The 21,756-nt window shown below is 52.2% G+C and carries 19 protein-coding genes and 1 pseudogene; 9 read left to right on the plus strand and 11 right to left on the minus strand.

From position 1 onward, the window contains the following. Positions 1–3 precede the first annotated feature (3 nt). Together PJU73_RS08170 and PJU73_RS08175 are read left to right on the plus strand one after the other, a co-directional pair. Complete coding sequence (locus tag PJU73_RS08170) at positions 4–222, plus strand: DUF2061 domain-containing protein (protein ID WP_237090687.1); 219 nt, start codon at positions 4–6, stop codon at positions 220–222. Positions 223–290: 68 nt separating this feature from the next. Then, on the plus strand, positions 291–620 hold the full coding sequence (locus tag PJU73_RS08175) for an FKBP-type peptidyl-prolyl cis-trans isomerase (protein ID WP_237090809.1): 330 nt from the start codon (positions 291–293) through the stop codon (positions 618–620). Between the two features lie 81 nt (positions 621–701). Here the strand turns inward: PJU73_RS08175 and ftsY are convergent. Further along, positions 702–1,613: pseudogene (gene ftsY, locus PJU73_RS08180) on the minus strand (signal recognition particle-docking protein FtsY); the annotation flags it as partial. 556 nt (positions 1,614–2,169) lie between these two features. On the opposite strand from ftsY, the gene msrAB reads away from it, so the two are divergent. Then, the gene (msrAB, locus tag PJU73_RS08185) at positions 2,170–3,756 is read left to right on the plus strand and encodes a bifunctional peptide-methionine (S)-S-oxide reductase MsrA/peptide-methionine (R)-S-oxide reductase MsrB (RefSeq protein WP_237090685.1); all 1,587 of its coding nucleotides are present in this window, start codon (positions 2,170–2,172) and stop codon (positions 3,754–3,756) included. 822 nt (positions 3,757–4,578) lie between these two features. Here msrAB and gnd read toward each other — a convergent pair. Beyond that, positions 4,579–6,027, minus strand: coding sequence for a decarboxylating NADP(+)-dependent phosphogluconate dehydrogenase (gene gnd / locus PJU73_RS08190; protein ID WP_237090684.1), 1,449 nt, complete (start codon positions 6,025–6,027; stop codon positions 4,579–4,581). Positions 6,028–6,223: 196 nt separating this feature from the next. Here gnd and PJU73_RS08195 point away from each other — a divergent pair, with 196 nt between their 5' ends. Next, positions 6,224–6,529, plus strand: a complete 306-nt coding sequence (locus PJU73_RS08195; protein ID WP_237090683.1) for a hypothetical protein — start codon at positions 6,224–6,226, stop codon at positions 6,527–6,529. A 190-nt stretch (positions 6,530–6,719) separates the two neighbouring features. Here the strand turns inward: PJU73_RS08195 and lpxC are convergent, their stop codons facing one another. After that, positions 6,720–7,643, minus strand: coding sequence for a UDP-3-O-acyl-N-acetylglucosamine deacetylase (lpxC, locus tag PJU73_RS08200; protein ID WP_237090682.1), 924 nt, complete (start codon positions 7,641–7,643; stop codon positions 6,720–6,722). 703 nt (positions 7,644–8,346) lie between these two features. Here lpxC and gap point away from each other — a divergent pair. Further along, positions 8,347–9,351 (plus strand): type I glyceraldehyde-3-phosphate dehydrogenase, encoded by a 1,005-nt coding sequence (gene gap, locus PJU73_RS08205; RefSeq protein WP_237090681.1) that lies wholly within the window; start codon positions 8,347–8,349, stop codon positions 9,349–9,351. A gap of 332 nt (positions 9,352–9,683) precedes the next feature. Here the strand turns inward: gap and PJU73_RS08210 are convergent, their stop codons facing one another. From PJU73_RS08210 to PJU73_RS08225, 4 genes are all read right to left on the minus strand, one after another. After that, positions 9,684–10,151, minus strand: coding sequence for a CinA family protein (locus PJU73_RS08210; protein ID WP_237090680.1), 468 nt, complete (start codon positions 10,149–10,151; stop codon positions 9,684–9,686). Between the two features lie 218 nt (positions 10,152–10,369). Then, entirely contained in the window at positions 10,370–11,284 is a 915-nt protein-coding gene (gene ftsX, locus PJU73_RS08215) for a permease-like cell division protein FtsX (protein WP_237090679.1), read from the minus strand. Further along, a complete protein-coding gene (gene ftsE, locus PJU73_RS08220) occupies positions 11,281–11,931 on the minus strand; it encodes a cell division ATP-binding protein FtsE (protein WP_237090678.1) in 651 nt (216 codons plus the stop codon). Before ftsE ends, ftsX begins: the two co-directional genes overlap by 4 nt. A gap of 372 nt (positions 11,932–12,303) precedes the next feature. Next, a complete protein-coding gene (locus PJU73_RS08225) occupies positions 12,304–12,780 on the minus strand; it encodes a TlpA disulfide reductase family protein (protein WP_237090677.1) in 477 nt (158 codons plus the stop codon). A gap of 182 nt (positions 12,781–12,962) precedes the next feature. Here PJU73_RS08225 and arsC point away from each other — a divergent pair, with 182 nt between their 5' ends. The 4 genes from arsC to PJU73_RS08245 all read left to right on the plus strand — a co-directional run bounded on the left by arsC (position 12,963) and on the right by PJU73_RS08245 (position 15,946). Beyond that, positions 12,963–13,340 carry an arsenate reductase (glutaredoxin) gene (gene arsC / locus PJU73_RS08230; protein ID WP_237090676.1) on the plus strand — a complete coding sequence of 126 codons (378 nt, stop codon included), beginning with the start codon at positions 12,963–12,965 and terminating at the stop codon, positions 13,338–13,340. A gap of 15 nt (positions 13,341–13,355) precedes the next feature. Next, entirely contained in the window at positions 13,356–14,000 is a 645-nt protein-coding gene (locus PJU73_RS08235) for a YdcF family protein (RefSeq protein WP_237090675.1), read from the plus strand. 90 nt (positions 14,001–14,090) lie between these two features. Continuing rightward, complete coding sequence (gene gltX, locus PJU73_RS08240) at positions 14,091–15,485, plus strand: glutamate--tRNA ligase (RefSeq protein ID WP_237090674.1); 1,395 nt, start codon at positions 14,091–14,093, stop codon at positions 15,483–15,485. A 128-nt stretch (positions 15,486–15,613) separates the two neighbouring features. Continuing rightward, the gene (locus PJU73_RS08245) at positions 15,614–15,946 is read left to right on the plus strand and encodes a hypothetical protein (protein WP_237090673.1); all 333 of its coding nucleotides are present in this window, start codon (positions 15,614–15,616) and stop codon (positions 15,944–15,946) included. A gap of 237 nt (positions 15,947–16,183) precedes the next feature. On the opposite strand, the gene PJU73_RS08250 is transcribed toward PJU73_RS08245, so the two are convergent. The 4 genes from PJU73_RS08250 to PJU73_RS08265 form a co-directional block, all read right to left on the minus strand. Continuing rightward, positions 16,184–17,155, minus strand: a complete 972-nt coding sequence (locus tag PJU73_RS08250; protein ID WP_237090672.1) for an Abi family protein — start codon at positions 17,153–17,155, stop codon at positions 16,184–16,186. 31 nt (positions 17,156–17,186) lie between these two features. Further along, positions 17,187–19,802, minus strand: coding sequence for a DNA mismatch repair protein MutS (gene mutS / locus PJU73_RS08255; protein WP_237090671.1), 2,616 nt, complete (start codon positions 19,800–19,802; stop codon positions 17,187–17,189). Positions 19,803–19,931: 129 nt separating this feature from the next. Beyond that, positions 19,932–20,789, minus strand: a complete 858-nt coding sequence (locus PJU73_RS08260) for a mechanosensitive ion channel family protein (RefSeq protein WP_371871486.1) — start codon at positions 20,787–20,789, stop codon at positions 19,932–19,934. A gap of 186 nt (positions 20,790–20,975) precedes the next feature. Next, a complete protein-coding gene (locus PJU73_RS08265) occupies positions 20,976–21,731 on the minus strand; it encodes an ABC transporter permease (RefSeq protein WP_237090669.1) in 756 nt (251 codons plus the stop codon). Positions 21,732–21,756: the final 25 nt, after the last annotated feature.

A 21,756-nucleotide genomic window follows, 5' to 3' on the forward strand; every position in this document is an offset into this window, starting at 1 on the left:
ATTATGTTGAAAACCCTTACTTTTGCAATCTTACATTTCAGCGTGGCATTCAGTGTCGCCTATATTCTGACCGGAAGCATCGGCATTTCCGGAGCCGTCGCCCTGATTGAACCTATGGTCAATACCGTGGTCTTTTATTTCCACGAAAAAGCGTGGAACCGTTTTGAACGCAAGAAAGCGGAAAAACAGAAAATGGTCGTGCCGCTGCACCAATGCGTGTAACACCGCCGTATCAAAAAAACCGGTTCGCCGCTATAATCAAGCTCTTTCAACCCTGACACAAGGAACCCATCATGAGCCTGATTATTGAAGATTTGCAGGAAGGTTTCGGCAAAGAAGCCGTCAAAGGCAAAGAAATCACCGTACATTACACCGGCTGGCTGGAAAACGGCACCAAATTCGACTCCAGCCTCGACCGCCGCCAACCGCTGACCATCACGCTGGGTGTCGGCCAAGTGATTCAAGGCTGGGACGAAGGCTTCGGCGGCATGAAAGAGGGCGGCAAACGCAAGCTGACCATTCCCGCCGAAATGGGCTACGGCGCACACGGTGCCGGCGGTGTGATTCCACCGAATGCCACCCTGATTTTTGAGGTGGAACTGCTGAAAGTGTACGAATAAATCTGATGTAAAACCACCCCAGATAAAACGAGGCCGTCTGAAAATCGGGTTTTCAGACGGCCTTGCTGTTCTGTTTTTGCCTTAATCGAGCAGCGCATCGACAAATGCCCGTGCGTCAAACGGGCGCAGGTCGTCTATGCCTTCGCCCACGCCGATATAGCGTACGGGAATCGGGCGGTTGCTTGCCAGCGCCGCCAGAATGCCGCCTTTGGCCGTGCCGTCGAGTTTGGTCACAATCAGACCGGTGAGTCCTAAAGCATCATCGAAGGCTTTGACCTGATTGACGGCGTTTTGGCCGATATTGGCATCCAATACCACGATGATTTCATGCGGGGCATCGGGCATGGCTTTTTGCAGCACCCGTTTTACTTTTTTGATTTCTTCCATCAAATGTAACTGGGTCGGCAAGCGGCCGGCGGTATCGGCCAGCACGACATCGATTCCGCGGGCTTTGGCGGCCTGCACGGCATCGAAGCACACGGCCGCCGAGTCGCCCGTGGTTTGCGAAATCACGGTTACATTGTTGCGTTCGCCCCATTCCTGAAGCTGTTCCCGTGCCGCCGCACGGAAGGTGTCGCCCGCCGCCAGCAGCACTGATTTGCCCTGCGCCTGAAAATATTTCGCCAGCTTGCCGATGGAAGTGGTTTTGCCGGCACCGTTAATCCCCGCCAGCATAATCACGAACGGTTCGCTGCTTGCGGGCAACACCAGCGGCTGTTCCAAAGGCTTGATTAAGTCGTACACCGCCTCTTTCAACGCCCCCCGCAGCTCGTTGCCGTCTTTCAAACCTTTCAGACTGACCCGTTTGCGGACATCGTTCATCAGATAGTCGGTGGCTTCCATGCCCATATCGCTGGTAATCAGCACGGTTTCCAGCTCTTCGTACAAATCTTCATCGATTTTGCCACCGCCGAACACGCCTGCCAGCGATTTGGCCATTTGGTTGCGGGATTTTGCCAAGCCTTGTTTCAAACGTGCCGCCCAACCTGTTTTTTCGGCTTTCGGGGCTTCGTCTGCCACTGCGGGCGGCGTGTTGGGGGTTTCACTTGCAACGGTAACGCTGCTGTCTGCTGCTGAAACATCGGCAACCGGATTTTCAGACGGCATCGGTTCGTTTTGCGCCGCAGAATTTTCTGCTTCGGGTTGCGGTTCGGCTGATTCGCTGTCGGTCGGCGTTGGCTCCGGTTCAGGCTGATTTTCAGACGGCCTTTCAGCGGTTTCTGCTGCTATTGCCGGTTCAGGAGCGGTTTCGGGCTGCTGCGCTACTGTTTCGGAAACGGTTTCAACTGCTCCGCCCGTCTGCTCTTCGGCTGCTGCCGCTTCGGTTTCCCGCTCCGCTTGCGCCGCTTCTGCCGTGTCGTTTTTTTTGCGGCGGAAGAAATCGAAGAATGCCATATGTTTTCCTTTGATTTTGCGATACTTGAAAGCCCTTATTGTAGCCGATAGCCGGGCGCAGTTGAAAAAATTTATCGCAAACGCCGTTATTTTGTAAGATTTTCCGCTATGCTGCGTCTAATGCAGTATGACTGTTTTTTAAAAAGGCCGTATCATGCAGGATTCACCGAAAAAATCATTCGCCCTCAAAGCGGGCATTGCTCTTGCTGCCGCCGCTGCGGCGCTGGCAACTTTGCTGCTGCCGCAAATACCAAATGCGGAAGCGGCACCTGTGCCGCAGATGTTGGAAAAGCTGCAAACGCCGCAGCATGTTCCGGCAAAAAATTATCTGAAAGCCGACAAGCCGACGCTGATTAAGTTTTGGGCAAGCTGGTGTCCGCTCTGTCTTTCCGAACTGCAACACACCGAACAATGGGCGAAAGATCCCCGTTTTCAGACGGCCAATCTGATTACCGTTGCCTCGCCGGGCTTTTTGGGTGAAAAGAAAGACGGCGAATTTCAAACGTGGTATCAAGGTTTGGATTATCCCGCCCTGCCGGTGCTGACCGATGCCGGCGGCACACTTGCCAAAAGCCTGAACATCGGCGTTTACCCGTCGTGGGCGGTGTTGGACAAACACGGACAGGTTGCCCGCATTGTCAAAGGAAGCATCAACGAAGCGCAGGCTTTGGCGCTGATTGCCGACCCGAATGCCGATTTAGGCCGTCTGAAAACCACTGCCCAAATCCCGTTTAACAAAGCAGACCATACGAAAGCGAAACCTATGAATACCAAAACCATTTATCTGGCCGGCGGCTGTTTCTGGGGCTTGGAAGCCTATTTCCAACGCATAGACGGCGTGGCCGATGCCGTATCCGGCTATGCCAACGGCCATACCGAATATCCGAGCTATGAAGACGTGTCCCACCGCCACAGCGGCCACGCCGAAACCGTGCGGGTAACCTATGATGCCGACAAGCTGAGTTTGGACGACATTCTGCAATATTATCTGCGGGTGGTTGATCCGACCAGCCTCAACCAACAGGGCAACGATAGGGGCGAACAATACCGCAGCGGCGTGTATTACACCGATCCGGCCGAACAAGCCGTGATTGCCGCCGCCCTGAAGCGAGAACAGCAAAAATACAGCCGCCCGATTGTGGTGGAAAACCAAGCCCTGCAAAACTTCTACGACGCCGAGGAATACCATCAGGACTACCTGATCAAAAACCCCAACGGCTACTGCCACATCGACATCAAAAAAGCCGATGAACCATTGGTGGGCAAAACCAAGCCGCAAACTAAAGGTTTTGATGCCGTAAACTACCGCAAACCCGGCGATGCCGAACTGAAACAGTCGCTCACCACCGAACAATACCGGGTTACCCAACAGGCCGGCACCGAATATGCTTTCAGCCACGAATACGACCATCTGTTCCAACCGGGTATTTATGTGGACATTGTCAGCGGCGAACCGCTGTTCAGCTCTGCCGACAAATTCGATTCCGGCTGCGGCTGGCCGAGCTTTACCAAACCGATTGAAGCTGCCGCCGTTACCGAACACGACGACACCAGCTACAATATGCACCGCACCGAAGTACGCAGCCGTGCCGCCGATTCTCACCTCGGCCACGTGTTCCCCGACGGCCCGAAAGACAAAGGCGGCCTGCGCTACTGCATTAACGGCGCCAGCCTGAAGTTTATCCCTGTGGATAAAATGGACGAACAAGGCTACGGCGCTTGGAAACACACCGTGCGCTGAGTTGGTTATTTGATTGAATCTTCTTGAAAAACAGAGAAACCAAGCCGTCTGAAAAGTGCATTTTCAGACGGCTTGGTTTTTATCCACAGGTCAGGGATTACAGAAATATTGATGATTACGGTATAGCGAATCCACTTAATAAACCATACAAATTTTAAACACCCAGTCATTCCGACGAAAGTCGGAATCCATCTATAGTGAATTAACCAAAAAAATATTACAACCCAAGTGAACCACCCTTCCCGCCAACGGGACGGGGAATTGTGTGTAGTGTGCATGCCAAAGCATGCACGTGTTCTCTAAATTCCCCATGAATGCCGTCTGAAAACAAGCATAGCGAGTTTCTGCGCAGCTAAAATCAGATTTTCAGACGGCTTCGACATAAAATGCACAGAACAGGTGCGTGCTTTGGCTCGCACCCTACGAGTGCCGGATTAAATTGTATGGATTATTCAGTTAATCCACTATATCAGATTCGGAAACCGTCAAGAAAAAAACAGTTGCCCAAGCCGCCAAGATGGATTCCGACTTTCGTCGGAATGACGGTCGAGTTGAATTTAGAATGTACTGAAATTTTTTCTACAACAAATCCACATATTGTGGATACTTTTGTGGAAAACAGTATCGATCTCTGTACAATTCTCTAAATAATAAATTTTACTGATTATTTTCAATATCTTATTTTTATTCTTTTTAAAAACTTATCCAAAGCATATTGTGGAAAACCTGTTGCCAAAAAGAAAACAGCCGTCTGAAAATCGACATTTTGCAGTGCAAAACCCGATTTTCAGACGGCTTGGTCAGCGCCTGTTCGCTTTTCGATTAAATATCGTAAGTGGTCGAAGCGGTATCGCCGCCGGTGCCGGTCCAGTTGGTGTGGAAAAACTCGCCGCGGGGTTTGTCGGTACGCTCATACGTATGCGCACCGAAATAGTCCCGCTGTGCCTGCAACAAGTTGGCGGGTAAGCGTTCGCTGGTGTAGCCGTCTAAGAACGTAATGGCGGAAGTCATGCACGGCATGGCGATGCCGCATTCCACCGCTTTGGCGACCACTTTGCGCCATGCCGGCAAGCAGTTTTCCAAAATGTTTTTGAAATAAGGATCGGTGCCTAAAAACACCAAATCCGGATTGGCTTCGTAGGCATCCCGGATATTGCCGAGGAATGCGCTGCGGATAATGCAGCCTTCCCGCCACAACAGGGCGGTGTTGCCGTAATTGAGCGCCCAGTCATGGGTTTCGCCCGCTTCGCGGATCAGCATAAAGCCTTGTGCATAGGAAATGATTTTGGAAGCCAAAAGCGCCTGACGCAATGCGTCCACCCATTCGGCTTTGTCGCCGTCCACCGTTTGAACGGTTTTGGCAAACAGGCGGCCGGCCTGCTCGCGCTGGCTTTTCAGCGCCGACACGCAGCGGGCGAATACGGCTTCGGAAATCAGCGTCAGCGGAATGCCCAAATCCAAGGCATTGATGCCCGTCCATTTGCCAGTGCCTTTCTGGCCGGCGGTATCGAGGATTTTTTCCACCAGCGGCTCGCCGTCTTCATCTTGATAACCTAAAATATCGGATGTGATTTCAATCAGATAGGAATCCAGTTCGGTTTTATTCCAAGCGCTGAAAATCTCGTGCATTTCCGGATACGACAGACCCAAACCGTCTTTCATAAACTGGTAGGCTTCGCAAATCAGTTGCATATCACCGTATTCGATGCCGTTATGCACCATTTTCACAAAGTGTCCCGCACCGTCCCGGCCGACCCAGTCGCAACAAGGTTCGCCCTGCGGCGTTTTGGCGGCAATCGCCTGAAAAATCGGTTTCACTTCCGCCCATGCAGACTCGTCGCCGCCCGGCATAATCGAAGGGCCTCTGCGCGCACCTTCTTCGCCACCCGACACGCCGGCACCGATAAAGCGGATGCCTTTGGCCGCCAGCTCGTGCGTACGGCGGGTAGAGTCCGGATAATTGGCATTGCCGCCGTCGATGATGATGTCGCCTTCGTCCAACAGCGGCACTAATTGTTCGATAAAATCGTCCACAACCGCACCGGCTCGAACCATCATCATGATTTTTCTTGGTTTTTCCAGTTTATGAACCAAATCTTGCAGCGAGTAGGCGCCAATAATATCGGTGCCTTTTGCCGCACCGTTTAAAAATTCGTCAACTTTGCTGGTGGTTCGGTTGAACGCCACGACTTTAAAGCCGTGATCGTTCATATTCAGAATCAGGTTTTGGCCCATTACCGCCAAACCGATGACACCAATATCGCCTTTCATTATTTTGAAGCTCCATAATTGCTTTAATCTATCGGGCGTAACTCTACCTGATTTACGTTTGTTTAACAATCCTTAACTTTTTAATTTTTTGAAAAGATGGTTTTACTGTGAATGGTGGCATTTCAGACGGCCGAAAGAAGCCTATACAATAAATTAAATAATAATTTGATGATGAAATTGAAGGCATCGCAATTTTGTGGATAAGTTTAATTACCTATATATTTTAACCAGTTGGCTCTTAAAAAAGGGCGCGGATAAACCGGTTGGATCGATGTGCAGAGTTGTGGATATTTTTTATCTTGAAAGAAATGCTGTGGATAAACTGGCTGCTGTACACAGTTTCCCGTTGATTTATACCTTAAGATTAGGCGGTAAAATAGATAATAGGGTAAAAGAGGGTAAAGCAAGCTATCGTGAATTCACTTTAAAAGTATTACAGCGTTGGCTCGCCTTGCCGTACTACCTGTACTGTCTGCGGCTCGCCGCCTTGTCCTACTTTTAAAGTGAATCCACTATAATGTTGTATTGCTTTAAAGGGAAGCCACGACAAGGCCGTCTGAAAAACAGTTTACTCAATAGAACTTTGGTTTTAGCTTTGCAGCAACTTCTGCTTATTTTCAGACGGCCTTAAATATAAAAATCCGCCTGTTTTTCGGACTTGGCGGATTTTTTAGTAGATTTATATTAAACAATCAAGCTGCTTTTTTAAAGGTCAGCTCGTGGAACGCATCCGGCAAATCTTCATCATGCGCAAATTCCACCCATTCATAATTGGCTTCGTCCGCCAATACCGCCCGCAGCAGGGCGTTGTTGATGGCGTGGCCGGATTTGTAGCCCTCAAATGCGCCGATAATCGGGTGGCCGACAATATATAAATCGCCGATGGCATCCAGAATTTTATGGCGGACAAACTCGTCGGGATAGCGCAGCCCTTCGGGGTTCAGCACATCGGTATCGTCAATCACCACCGCATTGTTTAAATTGCCGCCCAAGCCCAGATTGTGCGCACGCATCATTTCGACTTCCTGCATAAAACCGAACGTGCGGGCGCGTGCGATTTCATCCACATAGGATTTGCCGGCAAAATCGATTTCAAACGTCGGGCTGCTGCGGTTGAACACGGGGTGGTCAAACTGAATCGTCAGCGTTACTTTGAAACCGTCATACGGCGTAAAGCGCACCCATTTGTCCGCCTCCCGGATTTCCACCGGTTTGACAATCCGCAAAAAGCGTTTTTGCGCTTTTTGATCAACAATCCCGGCATCTTGCAAAAGATAGATAAAGGGCAGGCTCGAGCCGTCCATAATCGGAATTTCGGGGGCATTGAGTTCGATCAACACATTATCCACACCATAGGCCGACAGCGCCGACATAATGTGTTCGATGGTGCCGACACGCACGCCTTTGTCGGTAACAATGGTGGAAGACAGGCGGGTATCGTTAATCAAATCGGGGGTCAGGCGGATAATGTCGCCCTGTTCGCCCGCCAAGTCGGTACGGCGGAACGCAATCCCGCTGTTTTCCGGAGCAGGGTGCAGGGTCAGCGCCACCCGTTCGCCTGAATGCAGGCCGACACCGGTTACACTGATGGATTGGGCAAGCGTCCGTTGCAGCATAATGTTGCCTCTCTAAATATTCGGAATCCTGATGATACGGTAAAAATAAGCGATAATCTATTCTTCCCCAATAGTTTTTCTCTAATAAAGCCATCGCCGCCGCCAAGACAAACCGTTTGTGTTTGAAAAATAGGCAAAAACCGGCATTTATCCCCAGTCTATATACAATTTTCCCAATCGGAAATCCTGAATTTCTGCGGATAAATTTTTGCCCTGACCGCCGCAAACCCCGATTTTCAGACGGCCTTTGGTACAACTTTGGCAAAATTTGTGGATAACCATAACATTATCCACAAGGATAACACAAACGACAACAGTTATCCCAAGCCGTCCCAAAGGCTCAAGGCGGCTTATTCGCCGCCTAAAATCATTATCAAGAATTTGTTTTTAAAATAATTTTAAAGTTACCCACAAACAAAATCCGTCTTCATCAAAATCATCTTTTTATATTTTAATTTATAGAATTATTGTAAACAGCACCCTGCAAAACACACCAAAACACGTTAAACCATAACAAAGATTGACAGAGCCGCTCAAATGATTGCGATATAAATAAAAATAAACAAAAACTTTCAGCGGATTTTATCTAAATCAAACAATCGGTAAAGTAATTGCATGTAGTGATAGCGAGTAATTTTATTTCAGGATAGAATGGAGTAAATGAAATTTTGTTTCCGCTTAACCGATTAACGAGGAACCCAATATGAGCATCAAAGTAGCGATTAACGGATTCGGCCGCATCGGCCGTTTGGCGCTGCGCCAGATTACCCGCACCGAAGGCATCGAAGTGGTGGCCGTAAACGACCTGACCCCGGCCGATATGCTGCTGCACCTGTTTAAATACGACAGCACTCAGGGTCGTTTTCAAGGTTCGGCCGAATTAAAAGAAAACGCCATTGTGGTCAATGGCCGGGAAATCAAAGTATTTGCCAAACCCAATCCCGAAGAATTGCCGTGGGGCGAATTGGGCGTGGATGTGGTATTGGAATGCACCGGCTTTTTCACCAGCAAAGAAAAAGCCGAAGCCCATATCCGTGCCGGCGCCCGCAAAGTAGTGATTTCCGCCCCCGGCGGCAATGATGTCAAAACCGTGGTGTACGGCGTGAACGAAACCGTTTTGGACGGTAGTGAAACCGTGATTTCCGCTGCTTCCTGCACCACCAACTGTCTGGCACCGATGGCTGCCGTCTTGCAGCGGGAATTCGGTATTGTCGAAGGCTTGATGACCACCATTCACGCCTACACCGGCGACCAAAACACCTTAGACGCACCGCACCGCAAAGGCGATTTGCGCCGCGCCCGTGCCGCCGGCATCAATATTGTGCCCAACAGCACCGGCGCCGCCAAAGCCATCGGTTTGGTGATTCCGGAATTGAACGGCAAATTAGACGGCTCGGCGCAGCGTGTGCCGGTGGCCACCGGTTCGTTGACCGAATTGGTGAGCGTGTTGGAACGGCCGGTAACCAAAGAAGCCGTCAATGCCGCCATGAAAGCCGCTGCCAGCGAGGCTTACGGTTATACCGAAGACCCGATTGTGTCGTCCGATGTGATCGGCATCGAATACGGTTCGCTGTTTGATGCCACTCAAACCAAGGTAATGACGGTCGGCGACAAACAGTTGGTGAAAACCGTGGCATGGTATGACAACGAAATGTCTTACACTTGCCAGTTGATCCGAACCTTGGCATATTTTGCTGCCAAGTTTTAAGAATCAATGATTTAAAACGCTTCACAATAAAAAATATGCCGTCTGAAAAACGTTTTTCAGACGGCATTTATTGTTGTAACACTTGGGGTTTTTAAACTGGGTAATGCTCGGAAGAATACCCCGATATGATTGGGCATATATAGTGAATTTACTTTAAAAATATTACAACTCAGTGCGTAGGTTGTTGTTAGCAAGGCACGAGCGTAACCCAACAAAATCTTATGTTTCAAGGTATTTCCAACCGTGTTGGGTCTCGACCCAACCTACGCTCTGTTTAAAAAAACGTATGAATTATTCAGTGAATTCACGATATCTGAAACCGAGCAAGCGGTTCAAACCAAGTGTTCCGCCAGCAGATTCAGTGCATAGTCCACTGCTTTTTGGCGGATTTGCTGGCGGTTGCCCTCAAATAAAACCGTGCATTGCAGGCAGGTTTGCGGCGTTGCCAAGCCGAACCAGACCGTGCCGACGGGTTTTTCAGGGCTGCCGCCGGTCGGGCCGGCGATACCGGAAATGCTGAGGGCGTAATCCGCCCCCGCCAGCGTTTTGGCACCCTGCGCCATTTCGCGCACGGTTTCCTGACTGACGGCACCGTGTGCCAGCAGCGTTGCCGGCGATACGCCCAAACGCTCGCTTTTGGCCTGATTGCTGTAAGTAACGAAACTTTGTTGAAACCATTGCGAACTGCCGGAAATTTCGGTCAGCGCAGCGGCAAGCAGGCCGCCGGTGCAGGATTCGGCGCAGGTAACGGTTTGGTGGTGTCGGCTCAAATGAAGGGCGACGGTTTGCAGTGCAGACATGGTGAAATTCCTTTTGCAGGCAAATTTTATCCACAGGTTATCCCAAGCAGCGGGAAAGCCCGTCCGTTTTTCAGACGGCCTGATTGTGAAGGTGCTTTAAAAGCGGACGGTATCGATGTCCAACATTATCATGTTTTCAGGAGGTGTACCATGTTTTGGATGTAAAAAAAACAGCCTGTTATCCACAGGCCGTCTGAAAATTGAATCTTTGACCAACACTATTTTTTGGCTTTGAAGCCGAGCAGGTGCTGAGTGGTGGCGAGCCATGCGCCGAACACGCCCAGCGCCGTAACCGCACCGAGAATCAGGGCGGTTTCGCCGCCGTTGAAAAAGCGCCAGACGATGTTCAGACCGTAGGGCTTGAATATCGCATCAACCAGCGGGCGGACGGCGGCCAGCAGCCAGCCGCACAGGCCGAGGCTGACCGCTGAAGCCAGCAGCGCCTGCCACACCGCCTGATACAGAAACGGGCGGCGGATAAACGAAGCCGGCGCACCCAAGAGTTTGGTAATTTCGATTTCTTCTTTGCGGCTGAGAATCTGCAGGCGTATGGTATTGTGTGCCACCAAGACAAAAGCCATGCCCAGCGTTACCGCTAAAAACCAAAGGATTTTGCGGATAAATTCATTGATTTGGTACAGCGTGCGTACCCATTCGGTGTCCATCGCCGCCGATTCCACCATCGGTAGTTTGAGCAGGTCGTCATACACCGCCTGCATCTGCTGCGGCGTAAAACGGGCATCCGGCGTTACGATAAACACATCGGGGAGCGGATTTTCGTCCAATATCGACACCAGATTCTGATCCAGATTACTCTGCAACTCCTGCAATCCTTCCTGTTTGCCGACAAAACGGATTTTGTCCAGCCGCTGATCCTGTTTCAGCAGGGCGGCGACGGTATCGGCATCTTCCTTAGCCGCGTGGGTGTCCAGATACACCGTAATCTGCGGCGACTCGTTGAGTTTACCCAACACGCTCTGGCCGCTTTGCACGCCCAAATACAGAAACAGCGGCAAGGTCATCGCCACCGCAAGCATCACCAGCGTCAGCAGTGTGCCGACGGGCTGGCGCAACAATTCTTTAAAGGCGCTGCGTGCCGATTCGGTATGCAGGGAAAAATAATGAATGCTCATGCCAGCCGTCCTTTCTGCAGGCGCAGAATACGGTGGCCGTAATCCGCCATCAGCGTTTCATCGTGCGCCGCCACAATCACGGTCGTACCCGCTTCGTGGAAAGTTTTAAACAGTTCCATAATATCCAGCGCATAAGCACGGTCGAGATTGGCGGAGGGTTCGTCCGCAATCAGCAGCGCCGGCTGGTGGACCACCGCACGGGCAATACACAAACGCTGCTGCTCGCCGCCCGAAAGCGTAACCGGATCATCGTTTTCCCGCCCCTTTAATCCGACTTTTTCAATCGCAATGCGGGCGCGTTCTTCCGCTTTGGCCGGCGGATAGCCGATAATCCGCAGCGGCAAAATCACATTTTGCAGCACATTGCGGTCGTAGAGGATTTTGTGGTCTTGAAACACAATGCCGATATGCTGGCGCATAAAACCGATTTGGTTGTCGTTGAGCGACCCCAAATCCTGATTGTTGAACCAAACCTTGCCCAAGCTGGGCTTGGTGATGCCCGAAATCAGCTTCAACACAGTCGATTTTCCCGAACCGGAATGGCCGGCAATAAAAATCATTTCGCCTTTGCTGATTTGGAAACTGATGTTTTTTAAGGCTTCAAAACCGCCCGGGTAGGTTTTGGAAACTTGTTCGAAACGGATCATAAATCATTCCTGAAAGACAGTCGGCCGCCGTTGCGGAAAAATTATCCACAAAATCATTAATGCCGGACAAACGGCACGGCGGCGGGACGGATACTGGCGGCCTGCCGGATAATCAGCAGCCAACCGGCATGAATTATAAAGGTTTTTGCGGGGTTTAGATAGGGGATAAAACCGCCCGCTGCCCGTGTGTTTCGGAAACGGGGAAAACAGGGCGGAAAGTTATCCCGGAATTATCCACATATTGTTGAAAAGTTGTGGAGAAACGGGTGATTTGAAACCGTATGGATTATTAAGTTAATCCACAATAATTTAAGGCCGTCTGAAAACCGATTGCAATAATGGTTTTCAGACGGCCTTACTTATCCACAGATTTTATTTGCAGGCTGCTTGGGCGGCTTTGACGGCGGCGGTCAGGCTTTGGGCATTGACTTCGCCGGTGAGGGTCTGGCGGTAGCCGCATTTGGGTGCTTCCACTGCGGTAAACGGAAATACGCCGATTTGGTTGCCGAAGGATTTCATAAACTGGCGGCTGTTGGTGCCGGTGTAGCGCCAAATCGGGTAGCTGACCGGTGTCTGTTTTAAAAATTTGCCGATGTTGTCGCTAGAATCCAGCGCAATGCCGACCATATCGACGCTGCCTTTTTTGCGGGCGGCATACCATGCCGACATCGCCGGCATTTCTTTGCGGCACGGGGCGCACCAAGTTGCCCACAGGTTAATAATGCGCACTGGTGCTTTGAGCGATTGCAGCGACTGCGGTGCATTGGTTTGCCAGTGCTGCAACTCGGCGGCGGTGGCGGAAAGCGGCAACAGGGCGGCGGCAAGAATTAGGGCGGAAAAATGTTTCATTGGGTTCTCCGTGGCGGTTGATGGACGTTATTGTAGCCTGTTTGCCCGAAGTCTGTCGAAATGTGGATAAGTCGGAAACAGTGGGTAAACGGCAAATTATGTTGGATTTTCGCACAGGCGGTTGAGGAAAACCGCAATGAAGCCGATAATGGACATCTTTAATCTGTTTTAGGAATGCCGCTATGCCGTCTGAAAATCGTGCCGACAAACAATATCTGTATCACAATCCCCGCTGCAGTAAATCCCGTGCGGCGCTGGCTTTGTTGGAAGAGCGCAACATCGCTGCCGAGGTGGTGCATTATTTGGACACGCCGCCGACATTGGAAGCGCTGCAAGAGCTGTTTGCCAAACTGGGTGAAGATTCCGTGCGCAGCATGATGCGGGTGAAAGACGATCTGTATCGGGAGCTGGGTTTGGACAACGAAGCCTTGGGCAACGATGATTTGCTGCGTGCCATCGCCGAACATCCGGCCTTGCTGGAACGCCCGATTTTTGTTTCCGGCAACCGTGCCGCCGTCGGCCGCCCGCTGGAAAACATCGAAGCGCTGCTGTCAGTGTGAGGCCGTCTGAAAACCATGTTCCGCCTTCCCCGCTTCCGCCATCTGCTGCAAGGTACGGCGCTCGGCATGGTATTGGCGTTGTCGGCGTTTGCCGCCATCGTGTGGCTGGTTTATCAGACCGGCAAAAGCAGGCTGCCCGACGGGGTGCATGTTGATGCGGCGGTGGTGTTGGGTGCTGCGGCGTGGGACAAACGCCCTTCGCCGGTGTTTCGGGAACGCATCAATCATGCCATTGCGCTGTATCAGAGCCGACGTGTGGATAAAATCATTTTTACCGGCGGCACGCCGAAAAAAGGCTATATGACTGAGGCCGAAGTCGGCCGCCGCTATGCGCTCAAACAGGGCATTCCCGCCCGCGATATTCTGTTTGAAAACACGTCCCGCAATACCTACGAAAACCTCAGTAATATCCGTCCGCTGCTGCATCACCACGATATCCGCACCATCGTAATTGTCAGCGACCCTTACCATCTGGCCCGTGCCGCCGCCATCGCCGACGAATTGAATCTGAACGCCCGTGTTTCGGGAACGCCAACCAGCCGTTATGACGAGGGCAAAAAGAAAGACCGTTTTCTGCTGCAGGAAAGCTACGCCCTGTCTGCCTATTATGCTGCATATTGGGGCAACCGCTTGTGGCGCTTTGTATCGGGCAACCGTTAGCGGACGGCGAAACAGCACGCTGTTTTTCAAGCACCCTGAAAAACAGTACAATAACTGCTTTACAGCTTTTTTGAAAATTGGAAACCCATTATGACCGTCAAAACCCGTTTTGCACCCAGTCCGACCGGCTATCTGCACATCGGCGGTGTGCGCACCGCTCTGTTTTCATGGGCATTTGCCCGCCATCACCAAGGCGAATTTCTGCTGCGTATCGAAGATACCGACTTGGCACGCTCGACGGCCGAATCGGTCAAAGTGATTATGGACGGCATCGACTGGGTCGGCCTGAATTACGACAATGCCGGTAATGTGGTGTACCAAACCCAACGCTTCGACCGCTATAAAGAAGTGGTGGCCGAGCTGCTCGAATCCGGCCACGCTTATTACTGCTACTGCAGCAAAGAAGAACTGGAAGCCATGCGCGAAAAAGCCGAACGGGAAGGCACGGCTACTTACGACCGCCGCTGGCGGCCCGAAGCCGGTAAAACCCTGCCCGACATTCCGGCGGACGTGCAGCCCGTGGTCCGCTTCAAAACCCCGCTGACCGGCGACACTTCGTGGACCGACTTGGTCAAAGGCGAAATCAGCTTTCCCAACGAAGCGCTCGATGATCTGATTATCGCTCGTGCCGACGGCTCGCCGACCTACAATTTCTGCGTGGTGGTGGACGATTTCGATATGGGCGTTACCCATGTTATCCGAGGCGACGACCATGTTAATAATACTCCGAAACAAATCAATATCTTAAAAGCCATGGGTGCCGATGTTCCGGCATACGGCCATCTGCCGATGATTTTGAACGAGCAGGGCAAAAAAATTTCCAAACGCAGCGGCGACACCGTGGCCATCACCGATTTCGGCGCAATGGGCATTCTGCCCGAAGCCATGCTCAACTATCTGGCACGCTTGGGCTGGGCGCACGGCGACGACGAATTTTTCACCATGGAACAATTTGTTGAATGGTTCGACCTCAAAGATGTTTCCCCGTCGCCAAGCCGCATGGACATGAAAAAACTGTTGTGGATTAACGGCGAACACATCAAAATCACCCCGAACGATACCCTCGCCGACATGATCCGCCACCGTCTGGAAGCAAAAGGCATTACCGAAACAGCCGCACCTGCGCTGACAGACGTGATTGCCTTGGTGAAAGACCGCGCCCAAGACCTCAACGCCTTGGCGGAAGAGTGCGTTTATTTCTACCAAAAACAAGTACCGGCCGAAGCCGACGTTGCCAAACACTGGGACGACGATGCCGCCGACCGCATGTTGCGGTTTGCCGGCAAACTCGAAAGCCTGAACGAGTGGACAACCGAAAATATCCACAGCCTGTTCAAACCGTTTTGCGACGAAGAAGGCATCAAAATGGGCAAACTCGGCATGCCGCTGCGCCTCGCCGTGTGCGGCACCGCCAAAACACCGAGCGTCGATGCCGTATTGGCACTGATCGGCAAAGACGAAGTCTTGAAACGTATCCGTAGCTAAACGCAACAGGCCGTCTGAAAACGAGTGAAGCGAGTTTCAGCGGAGCTAAAACCGCAGGTTTCATCAAACTGGTTTCGCTCATTTTCAGACGGCCTGCGGCCGATGTTTCACGTTCACAAGGAACCGATATGAAAAAATACCTGCTCGCCATCATATTGCCGCTGACCGCCTACGCCGGTCCGGCCGAAGACGCATTGTTGTCCTCCCAAAGCAGCTACCGCAGCGCCCTTCAGGCACACACCGACAACGACGGCAAACTCGTCAGCCTGCACACCCAGCTTGCCGATGCCCAAAAACGGCTTGCCAAAGCCCAAGCCGACATCGAACGCCTGCAGGGCGAAATCCAAGCCGCCCAAAACTTCAAAAACAGCCACGCCGCCGTATTGCAGCAGGCCGGCCAGCAACTCGATGCCGCATGGAACGCCGTTTACGGTCCCGGCGGCAGCAAAGCAGGACAGTGAGCCGGGTAACCATACCAAAAGCCGTCTGAAAATCGGATTTTCAGACGGCTTTTGGTTGTGTTTTTTGAATTATGGGTTATAATTGCTGGCAATACGCCCGACACCTCTGCATTGGCAACAATGTACGTGTCGGCTTTCTTATTTATAATGAAATAACCTCAAAGCACTACATCGTTGGCTTCGCCTTACTGTACTATTTGTACTGTCTTCGGCTCGCCGCCTTGTATTGCTTTGGGGTTATTTCACGATATTATCAGGCTGTGGTTTTTCCCACAAATCCCATAATTGCCAATTTTCCGGCAAACCGAACATGTGCAGATTGATGATCGGATTTTTGGGGAATGTCTCCATCAACGCATCAAACCGTTTGCTCCATGATGAATGAGGGCAAATAACAGTCAGCATTTTCTGCATCACACAAAAATAAGCAAATGCTCGGTCGTTTTTTAATTGCGACCAATATGGATCTTGTGGAAAATTAGCGCTTAGATTGGCACGTTCAGTGATATTGGTGTTCCATAAACGGCTGTGATGCGCAGAAACGTTGCGGATAAAGTTCAGACTCCGTAACCATTGTTCCATTTCATTGTGGTTTTGCACATGATATTTTCGGGCAATGATTTGTTTATCTTCATATTTCATGCCGCTAAACAGCATGGATAAAGCACCGAAATCCAAAATTTCGCAAGCAGCCCAAATGGGTAGGCATCCGTATTTTTCCAGATTATGCCGGACAAAATCCTGCTTTCTCGCTCGGGATACCAAACCTTCGTATTTCTCCAGCCATTTTTGATGTTTCGATTGGGAACCATTTGATTGCGGGCGGACAAAATTACCGTGCAGGCAGGAACTGTTTTGGTGGGCATCAGAACTTCTTTTACCTAAAGTATAGGCAACATCTACCCGTATTGCCATTTCAATCCGTTCCAACGCATCTAAAGCCATCAGCCGCAGTTTTTTATCGAAAATATAAAGCGCCAATACGGTTTCAAACGTACTTCCTTTTTGAAAAGTATTCAGGCGGGAAAACGTATTTTCAGGATTAAATTCTCGAAAAGGGTAAAAATAACCGCTCAAACGGTAATAGCCGATACGTTGTAAATATTGTTTGGCACGGTTTTCATTTTCGATATGTAAGCCTCTGGTTTTCAGCAGTTCGAGCTGCTGATCGAAATCCAGCCATGTTTTCAGTGGTTTTCGATTATCCATTTTTTCTCCTTGCGTAACCTACCCATATCATTCATTCCGCCAATTCTTTCAACCGATACAGTGCATCGAGTGCCTGTCTTGGGGATAACTCGTCGGGGTGCAGCTTAGCGAGTTCGGCGAGCAGTTGGCGGGCGGCGGTTTCGTCTGTTGGCGGGGCGGGCGGGTTGCTGTTGTTTTCATTTTGGTGAACCCTATGATTTTCAGACGGCATGGTGTCGGCTTCGGTCAGGCTGCTGAAGATGTCCAACTGCGGTTGTGCGCCGGCGGCTTGGTTTTCGAGTGTGTTGAGGTGTTTGCGGGCGGCGTTGAGGGTGCGGGCGGGCAGGCCGGCGAGTTTGGCGACGGCGATGCCGTAGCTTTTGTTGGCGGGGCCGGGTTGGATTTGGTGCAGGAAAACGATGTCTTGTCCCTGTTCCAAGGCGCTCAGGTGCATATTGACGGCGGCGGCGTGGGCTTCGGGCAGGCGGGTGAGTTCGAAATAGTGGGTGGCAAACAGGCTGAACGATTGGTTTTTCTGCAACAGGTGTTCGGCAATCGCTTGCGCCAGCGCCAAGCCGTCGAAGGTGGACGTGCCGCGGCCGATTTCGTCCATCAGCACCAGCGATTGTTCGGTGGCGTGGTGCAGAATATAGGCGGTTTCGCTCATCTCAACCATAAAGGTAGAGCGGTTGGCGGCCAAGTCGTCGCTGGCACCGATGCGGGTGAAAATCTGGTCGATGGGGCCGATTTTGGCGCTGTCGGCGGGGACGAAGCAGCCGGTGTGCGCCAGCAGGGTAATCAGGGCGACTTGGCGCATATAGGTGGATTTGCCGCCCATATTGGGGCCGGTGAGCAGCATCAGGCGGTGTTTGTGGTCGAAATCGGTGTGGTTGGCGGTGAAGTGGCGCACTTGCTGTTCGACGACGGGATGGCGGCCGTTGCGGATATGTAAAACGGGATAGTCGGCAAATTCGGGGCAGACAAATTGGCGTTGTTCCGCCAGTGCGGCAAAGGCGGACAAAACGTCCAATGCGGCGGCGGCTTTGGCGGCTTGTTGCAGTTGCGGCAGGGTGGCCTGAAGTTCTTTGAGCAGGTTGTCGAACAGTTGTTTTTCCAGCGCCAGCGCCTGTTCTTGGGCGGTGAGGACTTTGTCTTCAAAGGTTTTCAGTTCGGGCGTGATAAAGCGTTCGGCGTTTTTCAGCGTCTGGCGGCGCTGGTAGTCGGCGGGAGCTTGCTCGGCTTGGATTTTCGAGAGTTCGATGTAGAAACCGTGAACCCGGTTGAACTCGACTTTCAGGGTGGACAAGCCGGTGCGTTCCCGTTCCCGTGCTTCGAGGGCGAGCAGAAATTCGTCGCCGTGGTTTTGGATATGGCGCAATTCGTCCAAGCCGCTGTGGAAACCGTTGTTGATCACGCCGCCGTCCCGCAGCCACACCGCCGGTTCGGGCAGAATGGCGGCTTTGAGTTTTTCCGCAACCGGCAGGGTGGCGGGAAAAACCTGTTTGAGGGTGAGCAGCAGGCTGCTGGTGTCGGCAGCGAAATCCAGTGCCGCCAGCTCAAACAGGCTGTCTCGCAGGGCGGCCAAATCTCTCGGACGGGCATTGCCCACGGCAATGCGGGCGGCGATGCGTTCGATGTCGGCGGTGTTTTTCAGACGGCCTTGAATGTCTTGGTATTGCGTACGTAGGGCGGCAACCGCCTCTTGGCGTGCCTGAATGTGGCTGCGGCTGCGCAGGGGGTGGTGCAGCCACAGGGCGAGCAGGCGGCTTCCCATGTGGGTGGCGCATTGGTCGAGGGTGGAAAACAGGGTCGGCGCTTTTTTGCCGGAGAGGGTTTGCGTGATTTCCAGATTGCGGCGGGTGGCGGCATCCATGCCGATATACTGGCTTTCGGTTTCCAGCGAAATGCCGTCCAAATGCTGCGGCATCAGGTTTTGCGTGATGCGGATATAGTTGAGCAGCGCACCGGCAGCGCCGACGGCTTCGGCGTGCTCCGCCGTGTTCAGCCCGAAGCCGTTGAGGTCTTGGCAGCCGAAATAGTCGGTCAGCATTTTTTCGCCGCTGTCGGCGGCAAATTGCCAAGCGTTGAGGCGGGTGATGTTTGCCGAGGCCGTCTGAAAAACGGGTAGGTTTTTGCTGTCGGGCAACAGAATTTCCGCCGCCTGCAAACGTGCCAACTCGTCGGCGAGTTTGTCCGCCGTGGTCAGCTTGGCTTTAAATTCGCCGCTTTGCAGCGATGCCCACGCCAGCCCGATGTGTTTTTTGCCGACGGCAACGGCGGCGATGCGGTTGGTTTCCTTGTCTTCCAAAAATGCCGAATCGGTAAGCGTGCCGGGGGTTACGATGCGCACGACTTTGCGTTCCACCGGCCCTTTGCCGGTGCCGACTTCGCCGACCTGTTCGCAAATCGCCACGCTTTTGCCCATTTTCACCAGCCGTGCCAGATACTGCTCGGCGGCGTGAAACGGCACGCCCGCCATCTGAATCGGTACGCCGTCTATCTGGCCGCGCGTGGTCAGCGTGATGTCCAAAAGTTTCGCCGCCTCGACCGCATCGTCGAAAAACAGTTCGTAAAAGTCGCCCATGCGGTAAAACACCAGCTTGTCGGCGTGTTGGGACTTAATGCCCAGATATTGCTGCATCATCGGGGAAACGGCGGGTTTGCTCATGGAAATCGGCTCGGCAGGAAAATCAGAAAGACATTTATTGTAACAAAAATGCCGTCTGAAAAATGCGGTTTTGCGGTTTAGCTTCGCAGAAACCCGTTTTCAGACGGCATGGCAATGTTGTCGGGCAGATTAAGACTGCTGAACCTGCGACACGATATGTACGTCCCGCTGCGGGAACGGGATATTGATATTGACTGCACGCAGGCTTTCCACCACCTGCTCGTTCAAATCGCATTGAAACGCCCACCAGTCGGCTTCGGTCGTCCACGCCCAAAGCGTGATTTCAATCGCATTGTCGCCCAGATTGGTAATCTGCACGCTGGCGGGTTTTTCGGTTTGGATACATTTCGGGTGATCGGTCGCCGCTTTGAGTACCGCCGCTTTGGCAGTTTTCAAATCGCAGGCATAATCCACGCCCACCACCACCTGCGCCCGCCACAGCGGCAGCGAAGATTTATTGGTAATACTGTTGCCCATTACCACGCTGTTGGGCAGCACCACTTCTTCATTGGCATACGTACGCAGCGAAGTCTGCACCATTTTGATTTCGCGCACATAGCCTTCAAAACCGTTTACTTTGATATAGTCGCCGACCTGAAACGGGCGGAACAGAATAATCAGCGCACCGGCGGCAAAATTCGACAGCTGGTCTTTGAGCGAGAGGGCAATCGCCAAACCCGCACCGCCGATCAGCGCCGTAACCGAAGTAGTCGGAATGCCGACCTTGCTCAAAGCGGCGATAATCACCAAAATCAGCAGGCCGATATTGGCCACATTGCCGAGAAAACTTACCAACGTCATATCCACTTTGGCACGGGTCAGCGCCGTCTTCATCAGCTTCACAACCCGAGTAACCAGCCATTTGCCGCCAATAAAAATCGCCAGCGCCGCCAAAACATCGGTGCCGAAACTCATGCCCGTATCCGCCAGATGCTCCCAGCCTTTAAAATGGGTCAGTTGCTCGAAATTAAAATCCTGCATAACAATCCTTTCCTGTTGGTAGTGTGTGAGGCCGTCTGAAAATGGGCAAAGCAGATTTTAGCTACGCTTTTTCAGACGGCCTGAAAATTGTGTACTCTAGCGAAATAAGCTCCAAGCACGACAGCGTTGGCTTCGGCTCGCCGCCTTGTGTTGCTTTGGGGTTATTTCACGATAACAATACGCTGAACATGATTAAGAACGCAGCCGCCAGCCCGACTTCAACAAAGCCAGCATACCCGCCGCCCAAGCCGCCGCAAACGCCCCGACCACAGAGAGCGACAGCCACGGCGAAACATCGCTGACCCCGAAAAAGCCGAAACGGAACCCGTCTATCATATAAAAAACCGGATTCAGACGGCTGACCCCTTGCCAAAATTCCGGCAGGCTTCCAATCGAATAAAACACGCCCGAAAGAAACGTCAGCGGCATAATCAGAAAATTCTGAAACATCGCCAACTGGTCGAACTTTTCCGCCACAATCCCCGCCAGCAGCCCGAACATGCCCATCACCGCCGAACCGAGCAGCGCAAACAGCGCAATCCAGCCCCAATGTTGCGGCATCGGCAGCCCGAAAGGAGCCGTTACCGCCACCACCCCGATGCCGACCAGCAGCCCCCGCAGCACCGCCGCCCCGACATACGCCCCGAAAAACGAGCGCACCGACAGCGGCGGCAGCAGAATAAACACCAGATTGCCGGTCAGCCGGGACTGAATCAGGCTGCTGGAGGCATTGGCAAACGCATTTTGCAGCATACTCATCATCGCCAGCCCCGGAATCAGAAACGCATGATAAGACACGCCCGGCAGCGTTTCGATATGCCGCCCGACGGCATGGGAAAAAATCAGCTGGTACAAAAGCGCCGTCAGCATCGGTGCTGCTACTGTCTGCAGCCCGACCTTCCAAAAACGCAGCACTTCTTTTTTAAACAGGGTGTAAAAACCGATCATAATATAAAGTTCCGACAAAGGCCGT

It is taken from the genome of Neisseria lisongii, assembly GCF_028463985.1.
Taxonomy (GTDB): domain Bacteria; phylum Pseudomonadota; class Gammaproteobacteria; order Burkholderiales; family Neisseriaceae; genus Neisseria; species Neisseria lisongii.